Here is a 19,140-nt window from a genome sequence, read left to right as displayed (position 1 = left end):
ACCATGAGCACGTCGACTCGGGCCCGCACCCAACTGTCCCGCGCCCGACGCCCCGAACGGGTCGCCGGGCCCCTGCTGGTGGTGGCCGGGGTCGCCTTCTTCGCAGGCGGCGCCATCCACCCCGGTGACAGTGGTGAGGGATCGAAGGTCTCCCAGCTCCACGACATGATGGTCGACTCGATGTGGTATCCCTCGCACGCGCTGCTACTTACCGCGATGGCGTGCTTCGCGGCCGCCATCCTCGCGTTCCGGCGCCGCGGCGGTCGCGTCTCCGGCATGGCCACAGTGACCGGCATAGTCTCCGTCATTGCCGTCGTCGCCACGATCGGGATGACGCTGCACCTGTTCGCCGCCCTCGGTGCGGACGGAATCGCCGGTGGCGAGAAGACGTTCGTCTACCACGTGCAAACGTGGAACGAGACGATCGTCGATTCGCTGTGGGGCCTGGGCATCGCAGTCCTCGCCGTCGCCGGCGGCCGCACGCGCACCCTCGGCAACCCCGTCACGCTCGCGCTCGGCCTCGTCGGCGGGCTGGCCTTCGCGCTGGCATCAGCCACGATCGCGTTCACCGACCGATTCGACGCGCTGTTTCCGCTGGCCTCACTCATTGGGATCTGGGCCGTCGTGGTCGGCCTCATGATGTCGCCGCGGCAGGCCCGATCCGGGGGCACCGTATCTGCCCCAGATGGGGGGTTGCGATGACGGGTGCGGAGATCGCGGCCGGATACGTGTTCGCCTGGCTGGCGGGCAAGGCCCTGCGGGTGGCGGGACGGGCCGACGCCGAGGTCGACCGGGGCCTGGACGCCGGGATGAGCGGCTGCCCAACCTGGTCAGTGCCAAGCTCGGACAGGACCCGGCACTGCGGCGTGCCCGGGAGGAGGCCGCAGCCGGGCGGAACGAGCCCTCGCAGCACACCCGGCGGCGCTTGACGGACTCCTTGCGGGATGCCGCCAAGCACGATGCAGCCTTCGCCGTGGCCCTGGAGAACCTGGTAAGAACGCTGCAGGCCGCTACCGCTCCTGGGGACGGTGGGGTGGCGGCGTCCGGTGACGGGCCGGCCATCGGCGGGAACGTGGATGTCCGCGCCGAGGGCGGGTCCGCGGCCGCGCTGACGATGGGAAGCGTGACGATCGGACCCGCCCCAAACCCTCGCACGCCGGGTCCGAACCAGGGCTGACCGCACCTGGCACAACCCCAAGCCCGCCCGCCGGCCCTCCCGGTGCCGTCGGTGGCACAGCCATCAACGCCTGGAACATCGGCCAGCTTCACCAGCACCGGTACGAGTACGCTGCGCCGCCCACCCCGGGCACCATCCCAGCGCTCCCGGGAAGAAACCGCACCCCGCCGCGCAGTACGATCGTGACACTGTGCATAGTCACAGCCGCGGTCATCTGGGCTGCGACAGACGGCATAGGACCGTTGAAGAGCGCCTTGGGGGCCGACTCGCCGAAGCACAGCACCGTGCAGGCCTCGCGCGCGGCACCGTGGAGCGTGTCAGGGTACGGGGGGACCTACACGGTGGAGTCGGTCACTCGGACCACCAGCACGTCGTTGACTATCACCGCGTACGTCGAGCGCAGCAGCGCAAGCGGCGACCACCCCCACATGCTCTACCAGATCAGCGCCCAGGACAGCGGTCGGGCCTTGGAGGGCGGTACGCGAGTTGATGTCCGTTTCGGCTTGGGTGCAGCTCGGGTTGAGTGACCGGCCGCGATGGCGTGCTTGACGCACGTGGCATGGTGTCTGAGCTGGGGCTTCGGTTATTCACCGGCTGTGCCGGAGCAGTCACTCGAAGCTACGCCTTTCCTGATCGCGGCGATAGCGTCGCTGGCCCAGGGTGGTCATGTCTACGCTGGCGGCGTGACGTTGGCGTGGGTGACGGGCAATTCAGGGACTGGTAAGTCCACGGTCTGCGGGGTGTTGCGAGAGCGTGGCTACGTCGCGCTCGACGGCGACGAGGACGGCTTCTGTCGCTGGATCGACCGAGCTAAGGGCGAGGTCGTGATGGATCCTCCGTATCCGGTTCCCGGGGGCTGGCTCGATCGATATGGGTGGGCGATCGTCCGCGAGCGCGTTGAGACGCTCGTCGAGGAGTCTCGTTTCCGAATCGCGTTCTTGTGTGGGTCAGCGGAGAACGAGGCAGACGTCCGCGATCTTTTCGACCTCATCGTGTGCCTGGTGATCGACGAGGACACCCTCCGCCACCGGCTCGCGACCCGCACTACGAACACATTCGGTCAACATCCCGAAGAGCTCGCAGCGGCCCTGAAGTGGAATCCTCGGATGCGAGCGATCTACGAGAGCCATGGCGCGACGATCATCGATGCGTCCAAGCCGGTGACCGAGGTGGTGGACTGCGTGATCGACTCAGTTCAGGAGCTGAGAGGCAGTGCGTGAGTTGATGTCCGTTCCACTCTTTCGGGAGGGGCAAGCGGGCTGGCCGCGGTGTCGCCAGGAGGCTACGGCCGTGGCTGGGTGAACAAGCCCTGCCGGGTCTCGACCAGGATTCCGCGGGCGGTCAGCCGCTTGAGTTTCAGGCGGGTGTTGTTGATGTTGTTGGGCGCGATCTCCAGGTCCATCGCCTCGCACACCTGCCGCGCCCGCAGCGGCGCGTCGGCGGCGGCGAACACCGCCATGATCTGCTGGTAGGCCGGATGGTCTGGCAGGTTCGGGGCCGGCGGCGCGGGCGGCTGCGGATCTGGCAGCTCCAGCAGCGTCGTGCGGGTGATCCGCACCGCAGGTCCCCGGAGCCGAACCCCAGCTCCAGGGGCAAGAGTTGCCAGGCGATGTCCTGGTGCAGGACGTACACGATGCCCTGCAGGCACAGCCGGTCCGGCACCGGTTTCGGCCCCGGCGACCGCTCGGGCCATGCCGGCAGCAATGGTTCGATCAGTACCCACAAGTCGTCGTCCACGATCCACGGCCGAGTCGTCACACCCACTCGAACGGTCAGATCGTCACAACGGTCACGCCCGAGCAGGGCACTTCAACAAGATCCTGTTACGAGCTCGTAGGACGGTCTCGGATCGGCTGTCCCACCAGCGCGTGCCGGGGCTTTGCAGTCACCGTCATCCGGAAGCAACGCGCCTGGACCGGACCCTTCCGTTGGCCGCACGGCGGTCCCTGCGGCGGCGTCGGATGGAGGCCATGTAGGTGACCAGGGACACCGCGACAACCGAGAGGGTGATGCCGAGCACCATCTGGTCGAGGGTCACCACCTTGGTCACAGCGAAGGCTACGCCCGCGAGCACCGCGCATGCCCCCAAGCCCCGAAGGGTGTTCATTTTTCTCCCTGAACTGATTCCACGACGTACGCCATACCCGGTTGCCTCATCGCCCGGCTGGTTCTGCACCTGCCTGCTGCGCGGCCTACTTCCACGCGGATACGCGGGTCACGTAGGACTTCACGATGGACGAGATGAGCCAGTAGGACCGCACGACGGTGTAGACGAGTTCGGGGAGCAGTACGGCTTCGACGAGCATGGCCTTCCAGCCGAGGTTCCGTACCCGCAGTGCCGGATAGATGATCCAGAAGGCGAAGAGGGCCCAGAGCAGCGGCTGGTGGTGAAAGCCGTACTCCGCAAGCAGGACGAGTTGCCGGGACCCCCACCCCAGGATGTACGCGAAACCGATGAGTCCCATGATGATGGTGGCAATGGAGTGCCAGGTGAACTTTGTCCAGCCACGGCGGCGCAGGGTGTCCACGGTCCCGCGGCTCCACCGTTCACGCTGCTGGATCAGCTCGCGCAGGGTGGGCATGAGGTCGGTGTAGGCGATGCAGAGCTGGTTGGCCGTCACCTTCCAGCCGGACTCCTTGAGAGTCAGGGTGGTCTCGTAGTCCTCGACCAGGTTGCGGTGGTCCTCCCAGAAGACCTCGCCGCGCCAGTCGATCAGCCCCTGCAGGGCCTCGGCCCGGTAGAAGGAGCCGGCCCCCGACATGGTGTGGACGTCCCGGCGGTAGCGCGCGTTCGCGGCCCGGCCGTACTCGATGATCTGCATGCCGAGGAGGAAGCGCTGCCAGGGGTTGCGCCACAGGTCGGTGCGGCCGAGGCAGGCGGCGCTGACTCCGCCGAGTTCCGGGTCGGACGCGATGACGTTGCCGGCCCGCTCGATGAACCTCGGGTGCAGTTCGGTGTCGGCGTCCATGACGAGGACGTGCCGCACCCGGTTGTTCAGCCGGCCGCCGACGGCCTCCCGCAGCCAGTTGAGGCCGTAGTTGAGGGCCCCTGCCTTCTTGTGCGGGTTGTTCGGGAAGTTCAGGACGACCGTAGGCGGCGTGCGCTCGTCGTCGGCGAACTGCCGGGCGTACTCCTCGGTGCGGTCCGTCGAGTTGTTGACCACCACGATGATGAGGTCGGGCCGCCGGGTCTGCGAGGCCAGGGAGTCGAGCGAAGTGAAGACCCCGACCTCCTCGTTCCGCGCCGGAACGAGGACAACCGTCTCGTAGAGCACCCCACTCCGGTTCTCCTCGTACGAGACACGGCCTCTTCGGTGCCTGCTGCGCGATACGCTCCGCTGCTCGACGTGCGCAGCGCGCGCCGTTGTACCGGCCACTAAAAGATCCCCCCACAGGATTCCTTCACAACGCCCACCCGTTGTGCATGGCTTGAAAGCCTCCCGGAAAATACCTCACGGAAGCCTCATCGGCCCATACCGAGCTCATCTGGCGCACCGGTGACATCGCCCCAGTAATCACCTAGTTGGACGGTTGATGAATGTGCTGGACCATACGTGGGCCACTAAGATGCCATAAATCGGTCATTCGGCCCTATGGGGCCTGACGGGCGACAGCTCGCGAAGTGAGGAACACCACAGCATCAAGGCGGGTGAGGTTGGAACCTGGAGCGCTTGGCGGAGTGTGATTACGATGCGCCGTGATGATCCGCCACAGATCCGGCGCACGGCGCATACTTTCGGCCACGCAGCTGCAAACCCTCAGGGCGCCTCAGTGAGCCGCAGCCGCCGCCGCAACGCGCCTCACCGCGGTACGCGAAAAGTCGTCACATTTGCACTCCTCCTGGGCGTCCTCGCCGCGAGTGGCACCGTGCTGTATTCCAAGTGGTGGTCCGACACCTCGGAGCCGCCTGTGCTCACGGTCCGTTACCGAACCAGCACCCCTGCGACGACCGCCCTCGCGAAACCGTGGCTGGAGGTCATCAACACCTCCCGGCAGACCGTGGACCTGAGCGATGTGACGCTGCGGTACTACTACACGGCAGACGACGCCCCTGCGTACGGCTCCAATTGTGTCCAGACATCCATCGGCTGCTCGAACGTCACCCTGAGGACTCTGAAGGCCGCCCCGTCGGACGCTGCCGGCCCCGACGCCGACCACTATCTCCAGATCGGCTTCACGGCGGCCGCCGGCACACTGGCACGCGGCAGGTCCAGCGAGGGCATCGGTCTCCAGCTCTACCGCGTCGACCACGAGAAGCTGAACCAGGTGAACGACCGCTCCTTCAAGTCCGCTGACGTCACGTACACGCCGTCGAAGCTCGTGACCGCGTACGTGCGAGGCGCACTCGTCTGGGGCCAGGAACCGAACGGCCGCACCCCCGGCCCCAGCTCACCGGCCCGCACGCCGCGACAGGCCGCGGACGCGCCGGGCTCCGGGATCCTCTTCGACGACTTCGACTACGCCGGCCCCGAAGACCCCGCGCTCGCCGTCAACGGCTGGGAGGCCCGCAGCGGTGAAGGCGGCCCGGGCGTCAAGGGCTCCTGGTCGAAGGACGGGGTCAGTTTCCCTGCCGGGGAGAAGGGTGACGGGGACCAGGCACTCCAACTGCGGGCCGCCACGGACGGGACCACGCGGGGCACCCTGCAGTCCGAGTTCCACCGCACCCGGCCGACCGTCTTGACCGGCACCCTTGTCGCGCGGGTGTACTTCAGCGACAAGCCGACGAACGGCAGCGACGGCGACCACATCTCCGAGTCCTTCTTCACCATCTCCCCCGACCATGCGTCGTCGAGGTACAGCGAACTTGACTACGAGTACATGCCCAACGGCGGATGGGGCAGGTTGGGCCCCCGGCTCGACACCACGAGTTGGCGCAGCAGCGAGCGGGGAGACCGGGTCACGGGCTCCCACGGGCTCAAACTCGGCGGCTGGCACACCATGGTGATCACCACGGCCCAGGACGGGGCCACCACCTACTCCGTGGACGGCCAGAGGCTGTTCACGAACTCAAGCAGCTACTCACCGCGCGAGCACATGAGTGTCAACTTCAGTACGTGGTTCATCGACCTCCCCTTCAAGGGGGTGTCGCGCACCTGGGACATGCGGGTCGACTGGCTCTATTACCAGTCGGGCCGGGCCGTGTCCGTGGACAACGTCCAGAAGACCGTGGCCGGGTTCACCGCTGCCGGGACGAACTTCGTCAACACTCTGCCCAAGCGTTGACGCGGGACACGATTGCGGACGCGAGCTCATCGTTCCTCGCGGTCGGCTGGCGCTTCCGCGGGTTGAGGGCGTTGGCCGGTCGGACGGAAGCTGACCCTTGTCGGGCGGCGGACCGCTCGTCCGAGGCACGGGTCGAACGCCGTATGACTGTCGAACCGGCCGTACGGTCCACCTGGACCGGAACTTCCCGCCAAAGCTGCCCGAACCCGACCACACCACCGACCAGGGCTGGCCCGGCCCTCTGCCATCCCGGATTCCCGCCGCACGTGGGGCCGTGACCTGGAGGCGCGGCCGGCGTCGTGCAGCGGGGAACGCGAGAGCCAGCACCCCTCCTGTGTCCGCGCCTGCCTGCCCCCCCCAGGGAGAAGGAGCCGCTGATGGGCCGTATCAAGGGGGAAACCGCGCAGGCCACGCCCAGAGTCGCCGTACATCGCGATCGGCCTCAACGGGCCGGCGGTGGCGCTGGCTTGGGACGAGAACGCGGACCAGGCCCTCGCCGAGCACGGCGACAAGCTGGTCATCGTCGCGCCCAGTCAGGAGCAGGCGCCCGCCAATGGCGTGGCTCCCGCTCCGACCACCACGGTGCGTTCCTGGCCTGCATCCGGTACCCGGACGACAGCCTGGCCACCGAGGACATCGTCCGCTACCGGTCCTTCATCCGCTCCATGGGGCTGGAACCGGTCAGTTCGAGATGATCAGGCCCTGCCGAGGGGCGTTGACAGTGACCGTGGATGACGAGAAGCCGTCTCCGCCGGTGATGACCGTGTTCGTGTCGGCGGAGGCAACTCCTGCACTACCGCAGAAAGCGCTGAGGGCGATCCGGACGTCGTCGCACCGTCAATTCGCCGCGTCGCCCGGCGACCGGTTGATGCCGTGGTTCTGCTGGATTCGGCGTGCCCGGCCGGAGCGCAGGCAAGCGCCGATAGCGATGACGATGGCCGCGGTGCCGTAGGCCCATGTCTGGAGGGGGAATCCAGGCAGGAGGCGGCCGGCGAGGTAGAGGGTGGTGCCGGCGAGGGTGACGGTCAGCCACTCCCAGCGGCCGTCCATGGCCACGAGGGCGACCACGAGCAGGGAGTACCAGGGATAGCTCGGGGAGAAGAGGAGCAGGGCGGTGCCGGTGAGCAGCAGTGCGCCGCGCCAGGGGCGGGCCGGGTCCCCGCGCCACCATACGTACAGGCCGATCAGTGCGAGCAGCACGGCCGCGGTCACTCCTGCGGCGGCGTCCGGCAGCAGCAGTCGCAGCAGGGCGAAACGGCGTACGTGGCCGGGTTCGTACCCCTCCTCGTGGAGGTAGCCAGGGAGATAGCCCAGCACGCCCGCACCGGAGGCAGCGACGTAGGGCACGTAGGCGAGCGCGACGGCAGTGACGGCGGCCCCGATGACGCGCAGGAGGCGGGACGGGCCGCGTTGCCCGGACAGTGCGCCGGGCAGGACGAGGACGGGCAGGAGTTTGACCGCGATCGCGGCGCCGAGCAGCACGCCGCGGCGGGTCCCTGCGGTGGCGGTGCCGAGCGCGAGCACGACGAACAGGACGCCGAGCGTGTCGATGTGGGCGTTGTTGACCGCTTCCAGGGTGACCGCCGGGCACCAGCCCCACAGCGCGGCCCGGGCCGGGGCCCGCTGTGGGTCACCGCGGCGGCGCAGGAATCTGAGCAGGGCGAGGGTCGTACCGAAGGCCAGGAGGGCACCTCCGACCTGGAGCGGCTTGTGGCGGCTGCCGGGCGGGGACAGCGTATGAACGGCGAGGTACCAGCCCTCGGCGACAGGTGGGTAGATGGTGGGGACAGTGGGTCGGTTGATACGGACGCACAGGCCACTGCCGGTGTGGGTGAGCCCCCACCCCTTGCAGGGTTCCTGGGTGGGGAACAACCAGTGGTCGCGCAGGCGGGCGAGTTCGGGTGCGGCGGGCGGGTAGGCGTAGGGGGAGATCCCGGCGGCCTGGACGCGGCCGTCCCAGGCGTAGCGGTACATGTCGTTGCTGGTGCGTGGCTGCGCCGTGAGCCCGGCCAGGGCGACCGCGGCCGCGCCGATGAGGACGAGGACGGTCGCAGCGCGGGCCGCGACCTTGCGCACGGTCCACACGGCGGCGGCGAACAGAGTCCAGGCGACGGTGTATCCGGCCAGAAGGCGGCCGGGGGCGCTGTGGTTGTCGCCTGCCTTGAGGGTGTCGACGACCACGGCGGTGAGGGCTGCAAGAAGGAGTGCGGTCAGGGCGATTCGGAGGCGAGCGCGCTGTGCGGTGGGACGCGGAGGCGTGGGTACGGCGGAGCGTTCGATGCTCTGAAGGTGCGGGGCGGCGGTGTCGGTCATGAGCAGGCCGGACCTACCTCGGTCAGGGGATGTGCGGCGTCGCTTCCCGCGTTGGGGCGGCGGAGTTCCACGAAAGGACGGCCGTCACTCGTCCACCGGCCGGTGAGGATCAAGCCGGTGGCGTCGGCGGCGTTCAGCAGGGCGGTGGTGCCGACGCGAGCCCAGGGAAAGGAGCGGCCGTGGCGGCCTTGGGCGTCCTCGACGCGGACGGTGAGGCGTTCGTCCACATCCTGCGGGGCTGCTTCCGCCAGCGTGCACCCACCCGGGCGCAGAAGTCCGCGCAGGCGGGTGAACAGAGCCGTCGGGTCGCCGCCGATACCGACGTTGCCGTCCATCAACAAGACCGTGCCCCAGCGGCCTTCCCTGGGCAGCCGGTCGAAGACGGACCGCTGCAGCGCGGTTCCGCCCTGACGGCGGGTCAGGGAGACGGCGGCCGGGCTGACATCCACTCCAAGCGCCGGCACACCCCGGACGGCCAGGGCGGCCACCAGGCGCCCAGGTCCGCAGCCGACGTCCAGGACGGGGCCGGTGCAGCGGCGCAGCACGCCGGTGTCGGCTGCATCGGGCGCGGCGCAGAAGCGCTCCACGTCCAGGGGCAGCAACTCGGCCGTCCCCTCGGCGTGTGGTGTCATGCGGCGCAGGTACAGCGGGCCGCGGCCGGTGAGCAGGGCACAGCCGTAGGGGTCGTTCGTCCAGGGCTCCCCAGGATCGACGGGTGGGAGCCGATCGGGGCGGTGCACGGGCGCTGGGGGCTGGGAAGGCAGCGTGACGTGCAGGAGGTTCTCCTCCGGCCCGGTTCGCTCCGCCGGCTCGGTCCGCCCGGCGACGGCTGTGAGTATCCCGCGCGCCGTGCCGCTCATCGGACGGCCTCCGCGAAGGAGGCCAGGGTGGCGGCGAAGCGGGACCCGCTCGGGCAGCACACGCCCACCGCGGCGGCGTCGGCCGCCGTGTCCACGTCGCGCAGCAGCGGCAGGTCACGCACGGTCAGCCCCGCCTCGAGAAGCCTGCGGCGCTGGATCGCCCCGGTGCGGCCGGTGGACATCGGGACCCCTCGGACAAGGGTGCCCGCGCAGTCCGGATCGGCGAAGCCCAGGGCCCAGAATCCGCCGTCGGCGGCGGGGCCGAACCAGGCGTCGTGCCCATCGCGGCCGACATCGGCCAGCAGGTCCGGGGTGAGCTGCGGAGTGTCCATGCCGACGAGCAGCGCCGGACCGTCGTCGCAGTGCACGAAGGCGGCGGCGATGCGCTCGTCGAGGCCGCCGGACGCCTGGGGCACCACTTCGTAGCCGGGCGGCAGCCATGGGCCGGGGGTGCCGTCGAGGACGAGGATCCGGCGCCGGGCGGGGACCTGGAGCATCGTGTGGAGCGTGTCGGTCAGGGCGGCTTCGGCCAGGGCGGCCGCCTCCTGCGGGGTGCAGGGCGGGGTGAGGCGGGTCTTGACCCGCCCGGGCACCGGCTCTTTCGCGATGACCAGCAAGGTCGCCGAACTCATGGCCGTGGGGCGAGCGTTCACCGGGCGCCTCCCGCGATGCTCGCACCGAAGGCCGGAGCGGCAGCCGGGCGCTCGGCGAGGACGGCCCGCATGTCGCGCACGGCCTGGCAGGTGCCACGCCATGTGCCGGTGACCTTCGAGCGGCCCGTACGAGGGTGGTAGGGAACGTCGGTCTCCGTCACCCGCCAGCCCGCGTCGGCGGCCCGCACCACCTTCTGCAGCGGATAGCCCGAGCGACGGTCTGTCAGGCCCAGGGCCATCAGTGCCTCTCGGCGGGCTGCGCGCATCGGGCCCAGGTCGCGCAGGCGCAGGCCGGTGCGGCGCCGGATCAGACGGGCCAACTCCAGGTTCGCCAGGCGCGCGTGGACCGGCCAGGCATTGGGGGCGGTGGGCCGACGTCGGCCCAGAACCAGATCCTCGGTGCCGTCGAGGACGGGACCGGCGACGGTCGGCAGCAGCCCGGGATCGAGGGAGGCGTCGCAGTCGCAGAAGCAGACCACATCGGCCGTCGCGGCGGTGAGGCCGGCGTGGCAGGCGGCGCCGAAGCCGCGCCGTGGCTCGTGGACCACGTACGCACCCAGCTCACGGGCGATGTCCGGGGAACCGTCGGTGGAACCGTTGTCGACGACGATCGCGCGCCAGCCGGGCGGAACCCGTTCCAACACCCACGGCAGGGTCCGGGCTTCATCGAGGCAGGGCAGCACGACGTCCACAGAAGAGGGGGGTATCTCGATCACCCCACTCACCCTACGGACATAAAACAGACATAAGGGATGCGTCGTCCTTACAGATCGCTGACGTCACCCGCTGCTTGCGCCCGCGGTGGAATCCTGATGTGAGACTCGGTCGGGTGAAACGCGTACTTGTCGTGGACGACGATCCGACCGTCTCCGAAGTCGTCGCCGGATATCTGCAGCGGGCGGGCGTCGACGTGGCCGCCGACGGCCCCACCGCCGTCGCCACCCGACCTGGTGGTGCTGGATCTGATGCTGCCCGGCATGGACGGGCTGGAGGTGTGCCGCCGCATCCGAACGGCCGGACCGCTCCCGGTGATCATGCTGACCGCACGCGGTGACGAGGAGGACCGCGTCCTGGGCCTGGAGGTCGGCGCGGACGACTACGTCACCAAACCGTTCAGCCCCCGTGAACTGGTGTTGCGTGTGGAGTCGGCGCTTCGCCGGGTCGGTGCACCGCTGGCCGGCCGGGCCGGGACGGATCGGCCGTGGCTTCGGTCCGGCCCGCTCGCCCTGGATCCCACTGCCCGGCGCGCCACCCGCAACGGCCGCGAACTCGCCCTCACCATACGGGAGTTCGACCTGCTGGAGTTCTTCATACGGCACCCTGGGCACGCCACGACCAGGGAGCAGTTGATGCAGCGGGTCTGGGGCTGGGAATTCGGCGACCTGTCAACCGTCACCGTGCACGTGCGCCGGCTGCGCGAGAAGGTCGAGGACGACCCGGCCCGACCTCGCCTGATCAGCACGGTATGGGGCGTCGGCTACCGATTCGACCCTCCCCAGTCAGAGGAAGCCGAGGTCGGCCATGGTCGGTGACACCCTCCTCATCGCGTTGTACGCGGCGATCGGCGCCGCGAGCGCCGGACTTGTGGGAGCGATGGCCCTGCGGGCACTGCGGAACCGGTCCGTCGCCCTGTCCCTGGCCGTGGTCGCCGCCGTCACGGTGGCGGCGATGCTCGCCGGAACCATGCTGGTGTCCTGGGCGATGTTCCTGTCCGACCACGACCTGTGGGTGGTGACGATGGTGTGCGCCATGGCCGCGGTCGTCTCGCTCGTCGTGACGCTCATCCTGGGCCGCAGCGTCGTGAAGGGCAGCCGGGAGCTGGCCGAGGCCACCCGCGCCCTCGGGGACGACGGCAGTTTCACCCCGCCGGCCGTCGCACCCACCGCCGAACTCGCCCATCTGAGCCGGCAGTTGGCCGCCACCAGCGCCAAGCTCGCCGCCTCCCGGGAACGCGAACGCACCCTGGAGGCGTCACGACGCGAACTGGTCGCCTGGATCTCCCACGACCTGCGCACCCCGCTGGCCGGCCTGCAGGCGATGACCGAGGCCCTCGAGGACGGCATGGTCCACGATCCCCGCGTCTACCACACCCGCATCCGGGCGGAGGTCGGCCGCATGAGCGCCATGGTCAGCGATCTGTTCGAACTCTCCCGCATCCAGGCCGGCGTACTCGCCCTGTCGCCCGCCCGGATGTCGGTCTACGACCTCGTGGGTGACGCCATCGCCGGCGTCGACGCCCTGGCAAGGGAGCACGGCGTGCGGCTCGTAGGCGACGGAGTCGAACCCGTCCCGGTGGAGGTCGACGGCCGCGAGATGTCCCGCGTCCTTGCGAACCTGCTGGTCAACGCGATCCGTCGCACACCCGCAGACGGCACGGTCGCCGTCTCGGCCCGCCGGGAGGCCGACCGGGTCGTGCTGTCGGTGACCGACGGCTGCGGGGGAATCTCCCCGGAGGATCTACCTCGCGTCTTCGACACCGGCTGGCGCGGCACCGACGCCCGCACCCCGCCGGCCGGCGCGGGGCTGGGACTGGCCATCGTGCGCGGCATCGTGGAGGCCCACCAGGGACGCGCGGCGGTACGCAACGTGCCGGGCGGCTGCATGTTCGAGGTGCACCTGCCCGCGGCGGTCTGAGAACGCCTCGGAAGCAGGACCGGCTCGGTGAATGAAGCCGGTCCGGTCCTGCCGCCTTCGCACGCGAACCCGACGAACTCACCCCGCACGTAGGTGCGCACCCCTGCGAACCCCGTCGCCCCGTCCGGAAACGTGACTTCTGGCTTCCGGCCGAACTCGTCACGTAGCGGCCGCAAGGCGGCAATCATGTGGCGGACGGCGCCAGCCGGTACTCCGCCGTGACGACAGACTTCGGACCGCCGTAGGCCCCGGGCCGGCGCTGCGGTTGCTATGTCCCGCCGCTGTCCCGCCGTCCTCGAAGACACTCGGCGCCTCACCGCGGGCGAACGCGTGTCTCACGGCATGCCCGGCCGTACACGTTGGGGAAGCGAAGAGTGGCGCCCCTCCGCGGATCGCCCGCGCCCATACGGCGCCCAGGTGCTCCTGGCCCCTCAGTGTCCGTGCACACGTTGCCGTGGCTCGGCCGGGACGTCCTCCTCCACCGGGCCCGCGGTCGACGGCTCACCGCCGTGCGGGCACGGCCGCTCGAATCCTCCCGCTTCCAGGTCCGCCACCCGACGCGGTCCGGGCCGTACGACGCCACGCCGCAAGCACTCGTACCGCCCCTCGCCATGGACGATCACCAACTCACCAACACCCAGGCGGGCACGCCGACTTCGGCCATACCTGGCCGGGAGCACAGCCATGCCGAGGTCGTTGCACCCCACGTACTCCCGGGCATTGGCGACGTCCTGGCCGAGACTGGCCACCGCCTCCTGGCGGCAGACCCCGTCCACGCCTCGCAGGGCCTCGGCCACCGCCCACCCTCCCGGACGTCGCTTTGCTGGCGGTCCGCGCCATCGGGGATCAGCGGGGCCGTGCAGTGCGCGGCTACCCGCTCGGCTCTGGGACATCAGCGGCTCGTAACCGTTCCTGGCTCCCGTGCGCCGTCGGCGGATCGGGATGCCGCCACCGCCAGCAGGGCGAACGCGACAGCGAAGCCGAGCATGGTGAACACGCCTTTGGGCCAGAAGATGTGGCTGTCGACGAACGACCAGCAAGCGGCGAACAGGACCACGGCACCCGGCACTACCCGCACACCGTGCCGCCGCCAAAGCACCGCGCAGGTGGCGAGCGAGGCCACGGCCAGCCCGTATACACCGGTGCGGCCCAACTCGTCGCCGGTGGCGAAAAGTCGTCCGGCCGCTCCGTGAATGCCATGGTCCACGACGGTGCCGGCGGAGATGCCGGCCACCGCGTCGAGGCCGGAGTAGTACGCGGCGAAACACAGGCATCCGACCCAGGACAGCACTGTCAAGGCCCCGTCGACGTCACGGCTGGGCCTGCCCCACAAGGGGACCACCAGGCCAAGGACAAGGAGGGGGAAGACAGGCAGCAGAACGATGTGCAGCCCGGCCCAGTGGCCTGCCGTCGCCGCCGTCAGATGCCGAGGATGCACCAGCCCGGCAGCGGCCAGCAACAGCGGAGCAGCAGTCACCAAAGCCATCACGCGAAGAGTACGGAAGGATCGCATCCGGTCACGCTAGGCCGCCGCCCGATGCTCCACCGCGCCCGCCCGCAACGCGTAAGACACCCGTAAGGCGGCCCATCCGCCGACCGGACACAGGAAGTCACCCATCGGGCCGCCGGCGACCGCGCCCGAATCCCCGCACGGCCAGCCAGAGAGCCGCCCCCGTGGCCACGGCCACCACGGCGATCAGCCAGTTGCGCGGATAGTCCAGCGGCAGCACCGACGAGTTGGCCGTCTTCCCCGGCCGCAGGAGCACGGGCAGTGCCACCATCGTCAACGCGCCCACGACCAGCAAGGCCCCCCGGACCGGCCCCCGCACACCACCACGCACCAGCAGCAGCCCGGCCAACAGCACCACTGGGGCGATCACCGCATCGTGCAGGACGACCGCCCCACCCAGCCACACCAGCACATCCGACAAATCGCGGACATCCATGAGCAGGAACGCTCCGACGCCCATGAGCGTCACGCCGACCGCGCCCGCCGTCACGCGAAGTGCCTTCATGCCAGCACCTCCAGTCGTCCGACCCACTTGGTCTGCAGGACACCCGGCCGGTTGGGGGCGATGAGCCGTGCCGGGTAACCGTGGTCGGGGTCAAGTTCCTCGCCGTTCAGGCGCAGGGCCAGCAGGGTCAGCGGATCGCGGGCGTGTTCGTGCCCCATCTCGGACACCCGGTAACCGCCGCGTAGTTGCAGCGACACCACCCGCACGCGTGCATGCGCAGGCGCGCCCGCCCGCTCCAGTAGGTCCACTACGCGTACGCCGGTCCAGCGCGCCGACTTGCTCCAGCCCTCCACACACGCGATCGGCAGCTCGACCTCGTGCTGCGGCAGCGCGCGCAGTTCACCCAGGGTCACGGTGTACGGCCGCGGGCCGGCGACCACCAGGCGGTACTCCTCGGCGGCGATCCGACCGACCCCGGCGGCAGCGGCGGTCCGGTTGACCGGCAGCGCCTGCGGGCCATGGTCCGGGTGCCGGGGCGCAAACAGGAGGAAGTCCTTCAACGGGGTGAACGACTGACCCACGGTGGTGAGCGTGACGGCCCCGACGGCCGCCCCCAGCGCGGCCAGCAGTGACCGCCGGTCGGGGCCGTCCTGCGCGGGCAGGGCGAGCGTCCCGGGCGAGCGGCGAGTCCAATGGGCCCTGATCTCTGGCGCTTTGACCGCGATGTGCAGCACCAGCGCCCCGACGACCAGCCACCCCACGGCATAGTGCACGGGCACGAACGAGAACGGCCACGGGTACCACTGGGCCGTGTTGAGCAGCCCGGTCGCCAGCTCGAAGACGGCGCCGGCCACCAGCACCGCGACCGACAGCCGCTCCACGGCGTGCTTGACCGACCGCAACGGCGGCCACTCGAACAGCCGCGGATACACCGTCCACAGCTTCGCCAGCAGCAACGGGATCGCCGCGATGCCGGAGGCGACGTGCAGGCCCTGGGTCAGCCGATACCCCCAGACAGGGCGGCTCGGGATGTCGTTGACAAGCCATCCCGGCGGATGCTGCATGAAGTGGCTGATCAGACCGGTGACGAAGCACACGGCGAATGCCGGCCCCAGCCAGCGGCCGATCGAGGTCGCCGTGCGGGCATCATGCAACCTGCCCTTGAACACCGGCGGAGAGACACGCAGTTTCATGCCCTCCATCCCAACGGGTGCCCGGCCGCATCGGAACAATTGAACTCTTACGGAACAGGGACGCTGCGTCGTGACAAGCAGGCCCGCGCAGTAGGCCGACCCAGCCGTGCCGTGTGTACCGGGTCCTCGGAGTAGCCCTCCTCGTTGCGGCCCCAGCGCGGGTCGCGCAGCAGGTTCACCACGGGGGCCCACGCCTGGAGGCTGTTGGTACCGATGCCGTTCGCCCTCGGGCGGTGGTAGTGGAAGGCGCGCAGCTCGATGGAGACGGCCTCGGCGACCTGGTGGATCAGGTCCTCGTCCCAGGTCGCGCCGAGTCCCACGGCCTGTGGGAAGACCGTCGCCTCGCCGAGCCAGGAAACGCCGTGCAGCGCCTCCGTGCCGGTGCGGAACGAGGCGATGCCGAGGCGCTCGACGGCCGGTGCGTACTGGCGCAGCAGCGCGATCCGCTCGTCGAGCGTGAGCCGCCCGAGCAGGTCGTCGACGCGCTTGTCGATCGGCAGCACCGAGTCGCGGAACGGAAGCCGGGCGGCGGGCAGGGACGAAGAACCCACGAGGAAGACCCCTAAGCAGGCTGGTTGCGGGCCATCGAAGCGCTTCGACGCTTGCACCGCAGCGACAGGCTGTCAACGACCTGGGCCAAAGGAATTTTCTTGATGCCTGCCCTCTTGTCTCGCAAGAAACGGGTCATTAACGTTCCCGGCCAGGTGAAGCGCTTCGACGATCCGGAGGGAAGGGCCGCCGCCTTGAGTAACGAGCTGAACCGCGGAAGCTTCGTCGGCAAAGCAGGGTCGACTCCGGCTTCGGCTTCGCGCACGCACAGACGGCTCCGCTGTCCCTGCAGAGGGCGGTGGTCGTTCTGACGCTCGTACCGCTGCTGATCATCTGGCCGTTCGGGCAGAAGCACTTCCGCACCGGTGTGCCATCGGGCGCGATCAAGGGGTGAACCGGCCGCCCGTCTGCGCGCCCTGTGACCGGGAGCGGCTCCACCCGCCCATTCCCCGCCGCTGGAGCGGAGCCGCTTCCTCACCACCGTCAGGAGGGACGCTCTGACGGTATGCCAGAGCAGTCGCCCAGCAGTTGCCGAGTCCCTTCTTCCCGAGGACCAGTCATGACCACCCGCAGCCTGACCGACCGCCTGGGCGGCCTCGCCTTCGGCGGCGACTACAACCCCGAGCAGTGGGACGAGCCGGTGTGGAAGGAGGACGACGCGCTGATGCGCCGGGCCAGGGTCAACCTGGCCACCGTGGGCGTCTTCTCCTGGGCCCTGCTGGAACCGGACGAGGGCCGCTACGACTTCGCCTGGCTCGACGCCCACATCGACCGCCTGCACGCGAACGGCGTGGCCGTAGACCTCGCCACCCCGACGGCCTCCCCGCCGCCCTGGTTCACCCTGGCCCACCCCGACGCGCTGCCGGTCACCCCGGACGGCACCCGCCTCACGCACGGCAGCCGCGACACCTACTGCCTCACCGCGCCCGCCTACCGCAGCGCGGCCCGCCGGATCGCCTCCGCCCTGGCCGAACGCTACGGAGAGCACCCCGCCGTCGCCCTGTGGCACGTCCACAACGAGTACGGCACGCTCTGCTACTGCGACCACACCGCCGCCGCCTTCCGGGTGTGGCTGCGCACGCGCCACGGCTCGCTGGACGCCCTCAACGAAGCCTGGGGCACAGCCTTCTGGAGCCAGCGCTACACCTCCTGGGAGCAGGTACTGCCGCCACGGGCGACGCAGTGGCACAAGAACCCCGGCCAGGCACTGGACTTCCACCGGTTCTGGTCCGACGAGATCATCGCCGCCTACCGCGAGCAACGCGACGCGATCCGCGCGCACAGCGACCGGCCGGTGACGACCAACCTGATGCTCCCCGCCTACCAGAACGTGGACCTGTGGGCCTTCGCCCGCGAACTCGACCTGGTCAGCTCCGACCAGTACCCGAGCGCTCCCGGCCTGGACGCCGCCGCCGACGCCGCCTTCCACGCCGACCGCACCCGCTCCCTGGCCGGCGGCCACCCCTGGCTGCTGATGGAACAGGGCACCAGTACCGTCTACGACCGCGACCGGGTCCTGGCCAAGGACCCCGGGGACATCCTGCGCCACACCCTCGGCCACATCGCCCGCGGTTCGGAGGGCGCCCTCTTCTTCCAGTGGCGGCAGTCCCGGGCCGGCGCCGAAACGTGGCACTCGGCGATGGTCCCGCACGCGGGCCCCGACAGCCGCATCTTCCGTGAGGTCGCGCAGGTCGGCGAGGCGGTCGCCCGGCTCGGCGAGCTGGCGGGATCGACGGTCACCGCTTCGGTGGCGGTCCTGCACGACGCGGACGCCTGGTGGGCGCTCGGCGTGGACGGCCTGCCCTCGGCGGACCTCGACTACCACGCGGCACTCGGCCGGGCGCACCGGGCACTGTGGGACGCCGGCGTCACCGTCGACTTCGCGCACCCCGAGCACGACTTGAGCCGCTTCCCGCTCGTCATCGCACCGGCCCTGTTCCTCCTGTCCGACGGGGCGGCCGAGAACCTGCGCCGTTACGTCGCCGACAGCGGAACCCTCCTCGTCCAGCACGCGAGCGGATACGCCGACGACCGCATGCACGCCCGCCTCGGCGGCTACCCCGCCGAGCCGCTGCGCGAGGCGCTGGGCATCCGTGTCGAGGAGTACCGGCCGCTGCGGCGGGACGAGCGGATCGCCCTGTCGGACGGATCGCACGGCACCGTCTGGAGCGAGTCGCTTCGCGCCGAAGGTGCGGAAACGCTCGCCGCCTACGCCGAGGGCATCCTCGCCAGCAGCCCGGCGCTGACCCGTCACCGCTTCGGCACCGGAAAGGGCTGGTACCTCTCCACCCGCCTGGACGACGCCGGCTACGCCGCCCTGGTCGCCCGGCTGCTCGACGAGGCAGGGGTGGGTCCCGAGGTGCCGGGCCTGCCCGCTCAGGTCGAGGCCGTCGTCCGACGCGCCCCGGACGGCCGTCGCTGGCGCGTCCTGATCAACCACCACCCCGAGCCCGTGCCCCTGCCCGAGCGCGGCCACGACCTGCTCACGGGCAGCACATTGTCCGAACTGCCGCCCGGCGGCTGCGCGGTGCTCCGTACGTCCTGACTGCCCGCCCGAGTCCCTCCCTCACCGTCGGGGCCCGC

The 19,140-nt window shown here is 70.1% G+C and carries 16 protein-coding genes and 3 pseudogenes; 6 read left to right on the top strand and 13 right to left on the bottom strand.

Features of this window, described 5'->3' with window-relative positions; genetic code table 11:
• Positions 1–3: 3 nt before the first annotated feature.
• Together EDD92_RS47475 and EDD92_RS47470 are read left to right on the top strand one after the other, a co-directional pair.
• Positions 4–702, top strand: a complete 699-nt coding sequence (locus EDD92_RS47475) for a hypothetical protein (RefSeq protein WP_123970052.1) — start codon at positions 4–6, stop codon at positions 700–702.
• A gap of 1,071 nt (positions 703–1,773) precedes the next feature.
• Positions 1,774–2,397 carry a hypothetical protein gene (locus EDD92_RS47470; RefSeq protein ID WP_123970051.1) on the top strand — a complete coding sequence of 208 codons (624 nt, stop codon included), beginning with the start codon at positions 1,774–1,776 and terminating at the stop codon, positions 2,395–2,397.
• A gap of 62 nt (positions 2,398–2,459) precedes the next feature.
• Here the strand turns inward: EDD92_RS47470 and EDD92_RS51890 are convergent, their stop codons facing one another.
• From EDD92_RS51890 to EDD92_RS47450, 4 genes and pseudogenes are all read right to left on the bottom strand, one after another.
• The gene (locus tag EDD92_RS51890) at positions 2,460–2,735 is read right to left on the bottom strand and encodes a hypothetical protein (RefSeq protein ID WP_123970050.1); all 276 of its coding nucleotides are present in this window, start codon (positions 2,733–2,735) and stop codon (positions 2,460–2,462) included.
• A 23-nt stretch (positions 2,736–2,758) separates the two neighbouring features.
• Positions 2,759–2,914, bottom strand: a pseudogene (locus EDD92_RS51885) (transposase); the annotation flags it as partial.
• Between the two features lie 154 nt (positions 2,915–3,068).
• Complete coding sequence (locus tag EDD92_RS47455) at positions 3,069–3,284, bottom strand: hypothetical protein (protein WP_123970049.1); 216 nt, start codon at positions 3,282–3,284, stop codon at positions 3,069–3,071.
• Positions 3,285–3,369: 85 nt separating this feature from the next.
• Positions 3,370–4,452: a glycosyltransferase family 2 protein gene (locus tag EDD92_RS47450; RefSeq protein ID WP_185124361.1), complete on the bottom strand. Its 1,083-nt coding sequence runs from the start codon at positions 4,450–4,452 to the stop codon at positions 3,370–3,372.
• Between the two features lie 592 nt (positions 4,453–5,044).
• Between EDD92_RS47450 and EDD92_RS47445 the strand changes: the two genes are divergently transcribed.
• Positions 5,045–6,400, top strand: a complete 1,356-nt coding sequence (locus tag EDD92_RS47445; RefSeq protein ID WP_260327243.1) for a cellulose binding domain-containing protein — start codon at positions 5,045–5,047, stop codon at positions 6,398–6,400.
• Between the two features lie 837 nt (positions 6,401–7,237).
• Here the strand turns inward: EDD92_RS47445 and EDD92_RS47440 are convergent.
• Genes EDD92_RS47440 through EDD92_RS47425 form a run of 4 tightly spaced genes read right to left on the bottom strand, consistent with a single transcriptional unit; the run spans position 7,238 to position 10,942 of the window.
• A complete protein-coding gene (locus EDD92_RS47440; RefSeq protein ID WP_123970046.1) occupies positions 7,238–8,713 on the bottom strand; it encodes a glycosyltransferase family 87 protein in 1,476 nt (491 codons plus the stop codon).
• A complete protein-coding gene (locus EDD92_RS47435; protein ID WP_123970045.1) occupies positions 8,710–9,573 on the bottom strand; it encodes a bifunctional 2-polyprenyl-6-hydroxyphenol methylase/3-demethylubiquinol 3-O-methyltransferase UbiG in 864 nt (287 codons plus the stop codon). Before EDD92_RS47435 ends, EDD92_RS47440 begins: the two co-directional genes overlap by 4 nt.
• Positions 9,570–10,205, bottom strand: a complete 636-nt coding sequence (locus tag EDD92_RS47430) for a DUF2064 domain-containing protein (protein ID WP_123970044.1) — start codon at positions 10,203–10,205, stop codon at positions 9,570–9,572. Before EDD92_RS47430 ends, EDD92_RS47435 begins: the two co-directional genes overlap by 4 nt.
• A gap of 17 nt (positions 10,206–10,222) precedes the next feature.
• Entirely contained in the window at positions 10,223–10,942 is a 720-nt protein-coding gene (locus EDD92_RS47425; RefSeq protein ID WP_260327242.1) for a glycosyltransferase family 2 protein, read from the bottom strand.
• Positions 10,943–11,055: 113 nt separating this feature from the next.
• On the opposite strand from EDD92_RS47425, the pseudogene EDD92_RS47420 reads away from it, so the two are divergent.
• Positions 11,056–11,758 (top strand): annotated as a pseudogene (locus tag EDD92_RS47420) (response regulator transcription factor).
• Positions 11,748–12,860, top strand: coding sequence for a sensor histidine kinase KdpD (locus EDD92_RS47415; RefSeq protein ID WP_123970042.1), 1,113 nt, complete (start codon positions 11,748–11,750; stop codon positions 12,858–12,860). The pseudogene EDD92_RS47420 and the gene EDD92_RS47415 overlap by 11 nt, the downstream one beginning before the upstream one ends.
• A gap of 431 nt (positions 12,861–13,291) precedes the next feature.
• Here EDD92_RS47415 and EDD92_RS47410 read toward each other — a convergent pair whose 3' ends face one another.
• The 5 genes and pseudogenes from EDD92_RS47410 to EDD92_RS47390 form a co-directional block, all read right to left on the bottom strand.
• Positions 13,292–13,657 carry a hypothetical protein gene (locus tag EDD92_RS47410; protein WP_123970041.1) on the bottom strand — a complete coding sequence of 122 codons (366 nt, stop codon included), beginning with the start codon at positions 13,655–13,657 and terminating at the stop codon, positions 13,292–13,294.
• Between the two features lie 95 nt (positions 13,658–13,752).
• Positions 13,753–14,346 carry a hypothetical protein gene (locus EDD92_RS47405; protein ID WP_260327241.1) on the bottom strand — a complete coding sequence of 198 codons (594 nt, stop codon included), beginning with the start codon at positions 14,344–14,346 and terminating at the stop codon, positions 13,753–13,755.
• Between the two features lie 124 nt (positions 14,347–14,470).
• Positions 14,471–14,875 carry a hypothetical protein gene (locus EDD92_RS47400; protein ID WP_123970039.1) on the bottom strand — a complete coding sequence of 135 codons (405 nt, stop codon included), beginning with the start codon at positions 14,873–14,875 and terminating at the stop codon, positions 14,471–14,473.
• On the bottom strand, positions 14,872–16,017 hold the full coding sequence (locus EDD92_RS47395; RefSeq protein ID WP_123970038.1) for a molybdopterin-dependent oxidoreductase: 1,146 nt from the start codon (positions 16,015–16,017) through the stop codon (positions 14,872–14,874). The genes EDD92_RS47400 and EDD92_RS47395 overlap by 4 nt, the downstream gene beginning before the upstream one ends.
• 92 nt (positions 16,018–16,109) lie before the next feature.
• Positions 16,110–16,559 (bottom strand): annotated as a pseudogene (locus tag EDD92_RS47390) (glycoside hydrolase family 3 N-terminal domain-containing protein); the annotation flags it as partial.
• A gap of 557 nt (positions 16,560–17,116) precedes the next feature.
• Between EDD92_RS47390 and EDD92_RS47385 the strand changes: the two are divergent.
• Positions 17,117–19,102: a beta-galactosidase gene (locus EDD92_RS47385; protein ID WP_123970037.1), complete on the top strand. Its 1,986-nt coding sequence runs from the start codon at positions 17,117–17,119 to the stop codon at positions 19,100–19,102.
• Positions 19,103–19,140: the final 38 nt, after the last annotated feature.

The organism is Streptomyces sp. TLI_185, from assembly GCF_003814765.1.
Lineage (GTDB): Bacteria > Actinomycetota > Actinomycetes > Streptomycetales > Streptomycetaceae > Streptomyces.
Note: the sequence above shows the minus strand (reverse complement) of the source record. Positions and strands in the feature narration are given on the sequence as shown.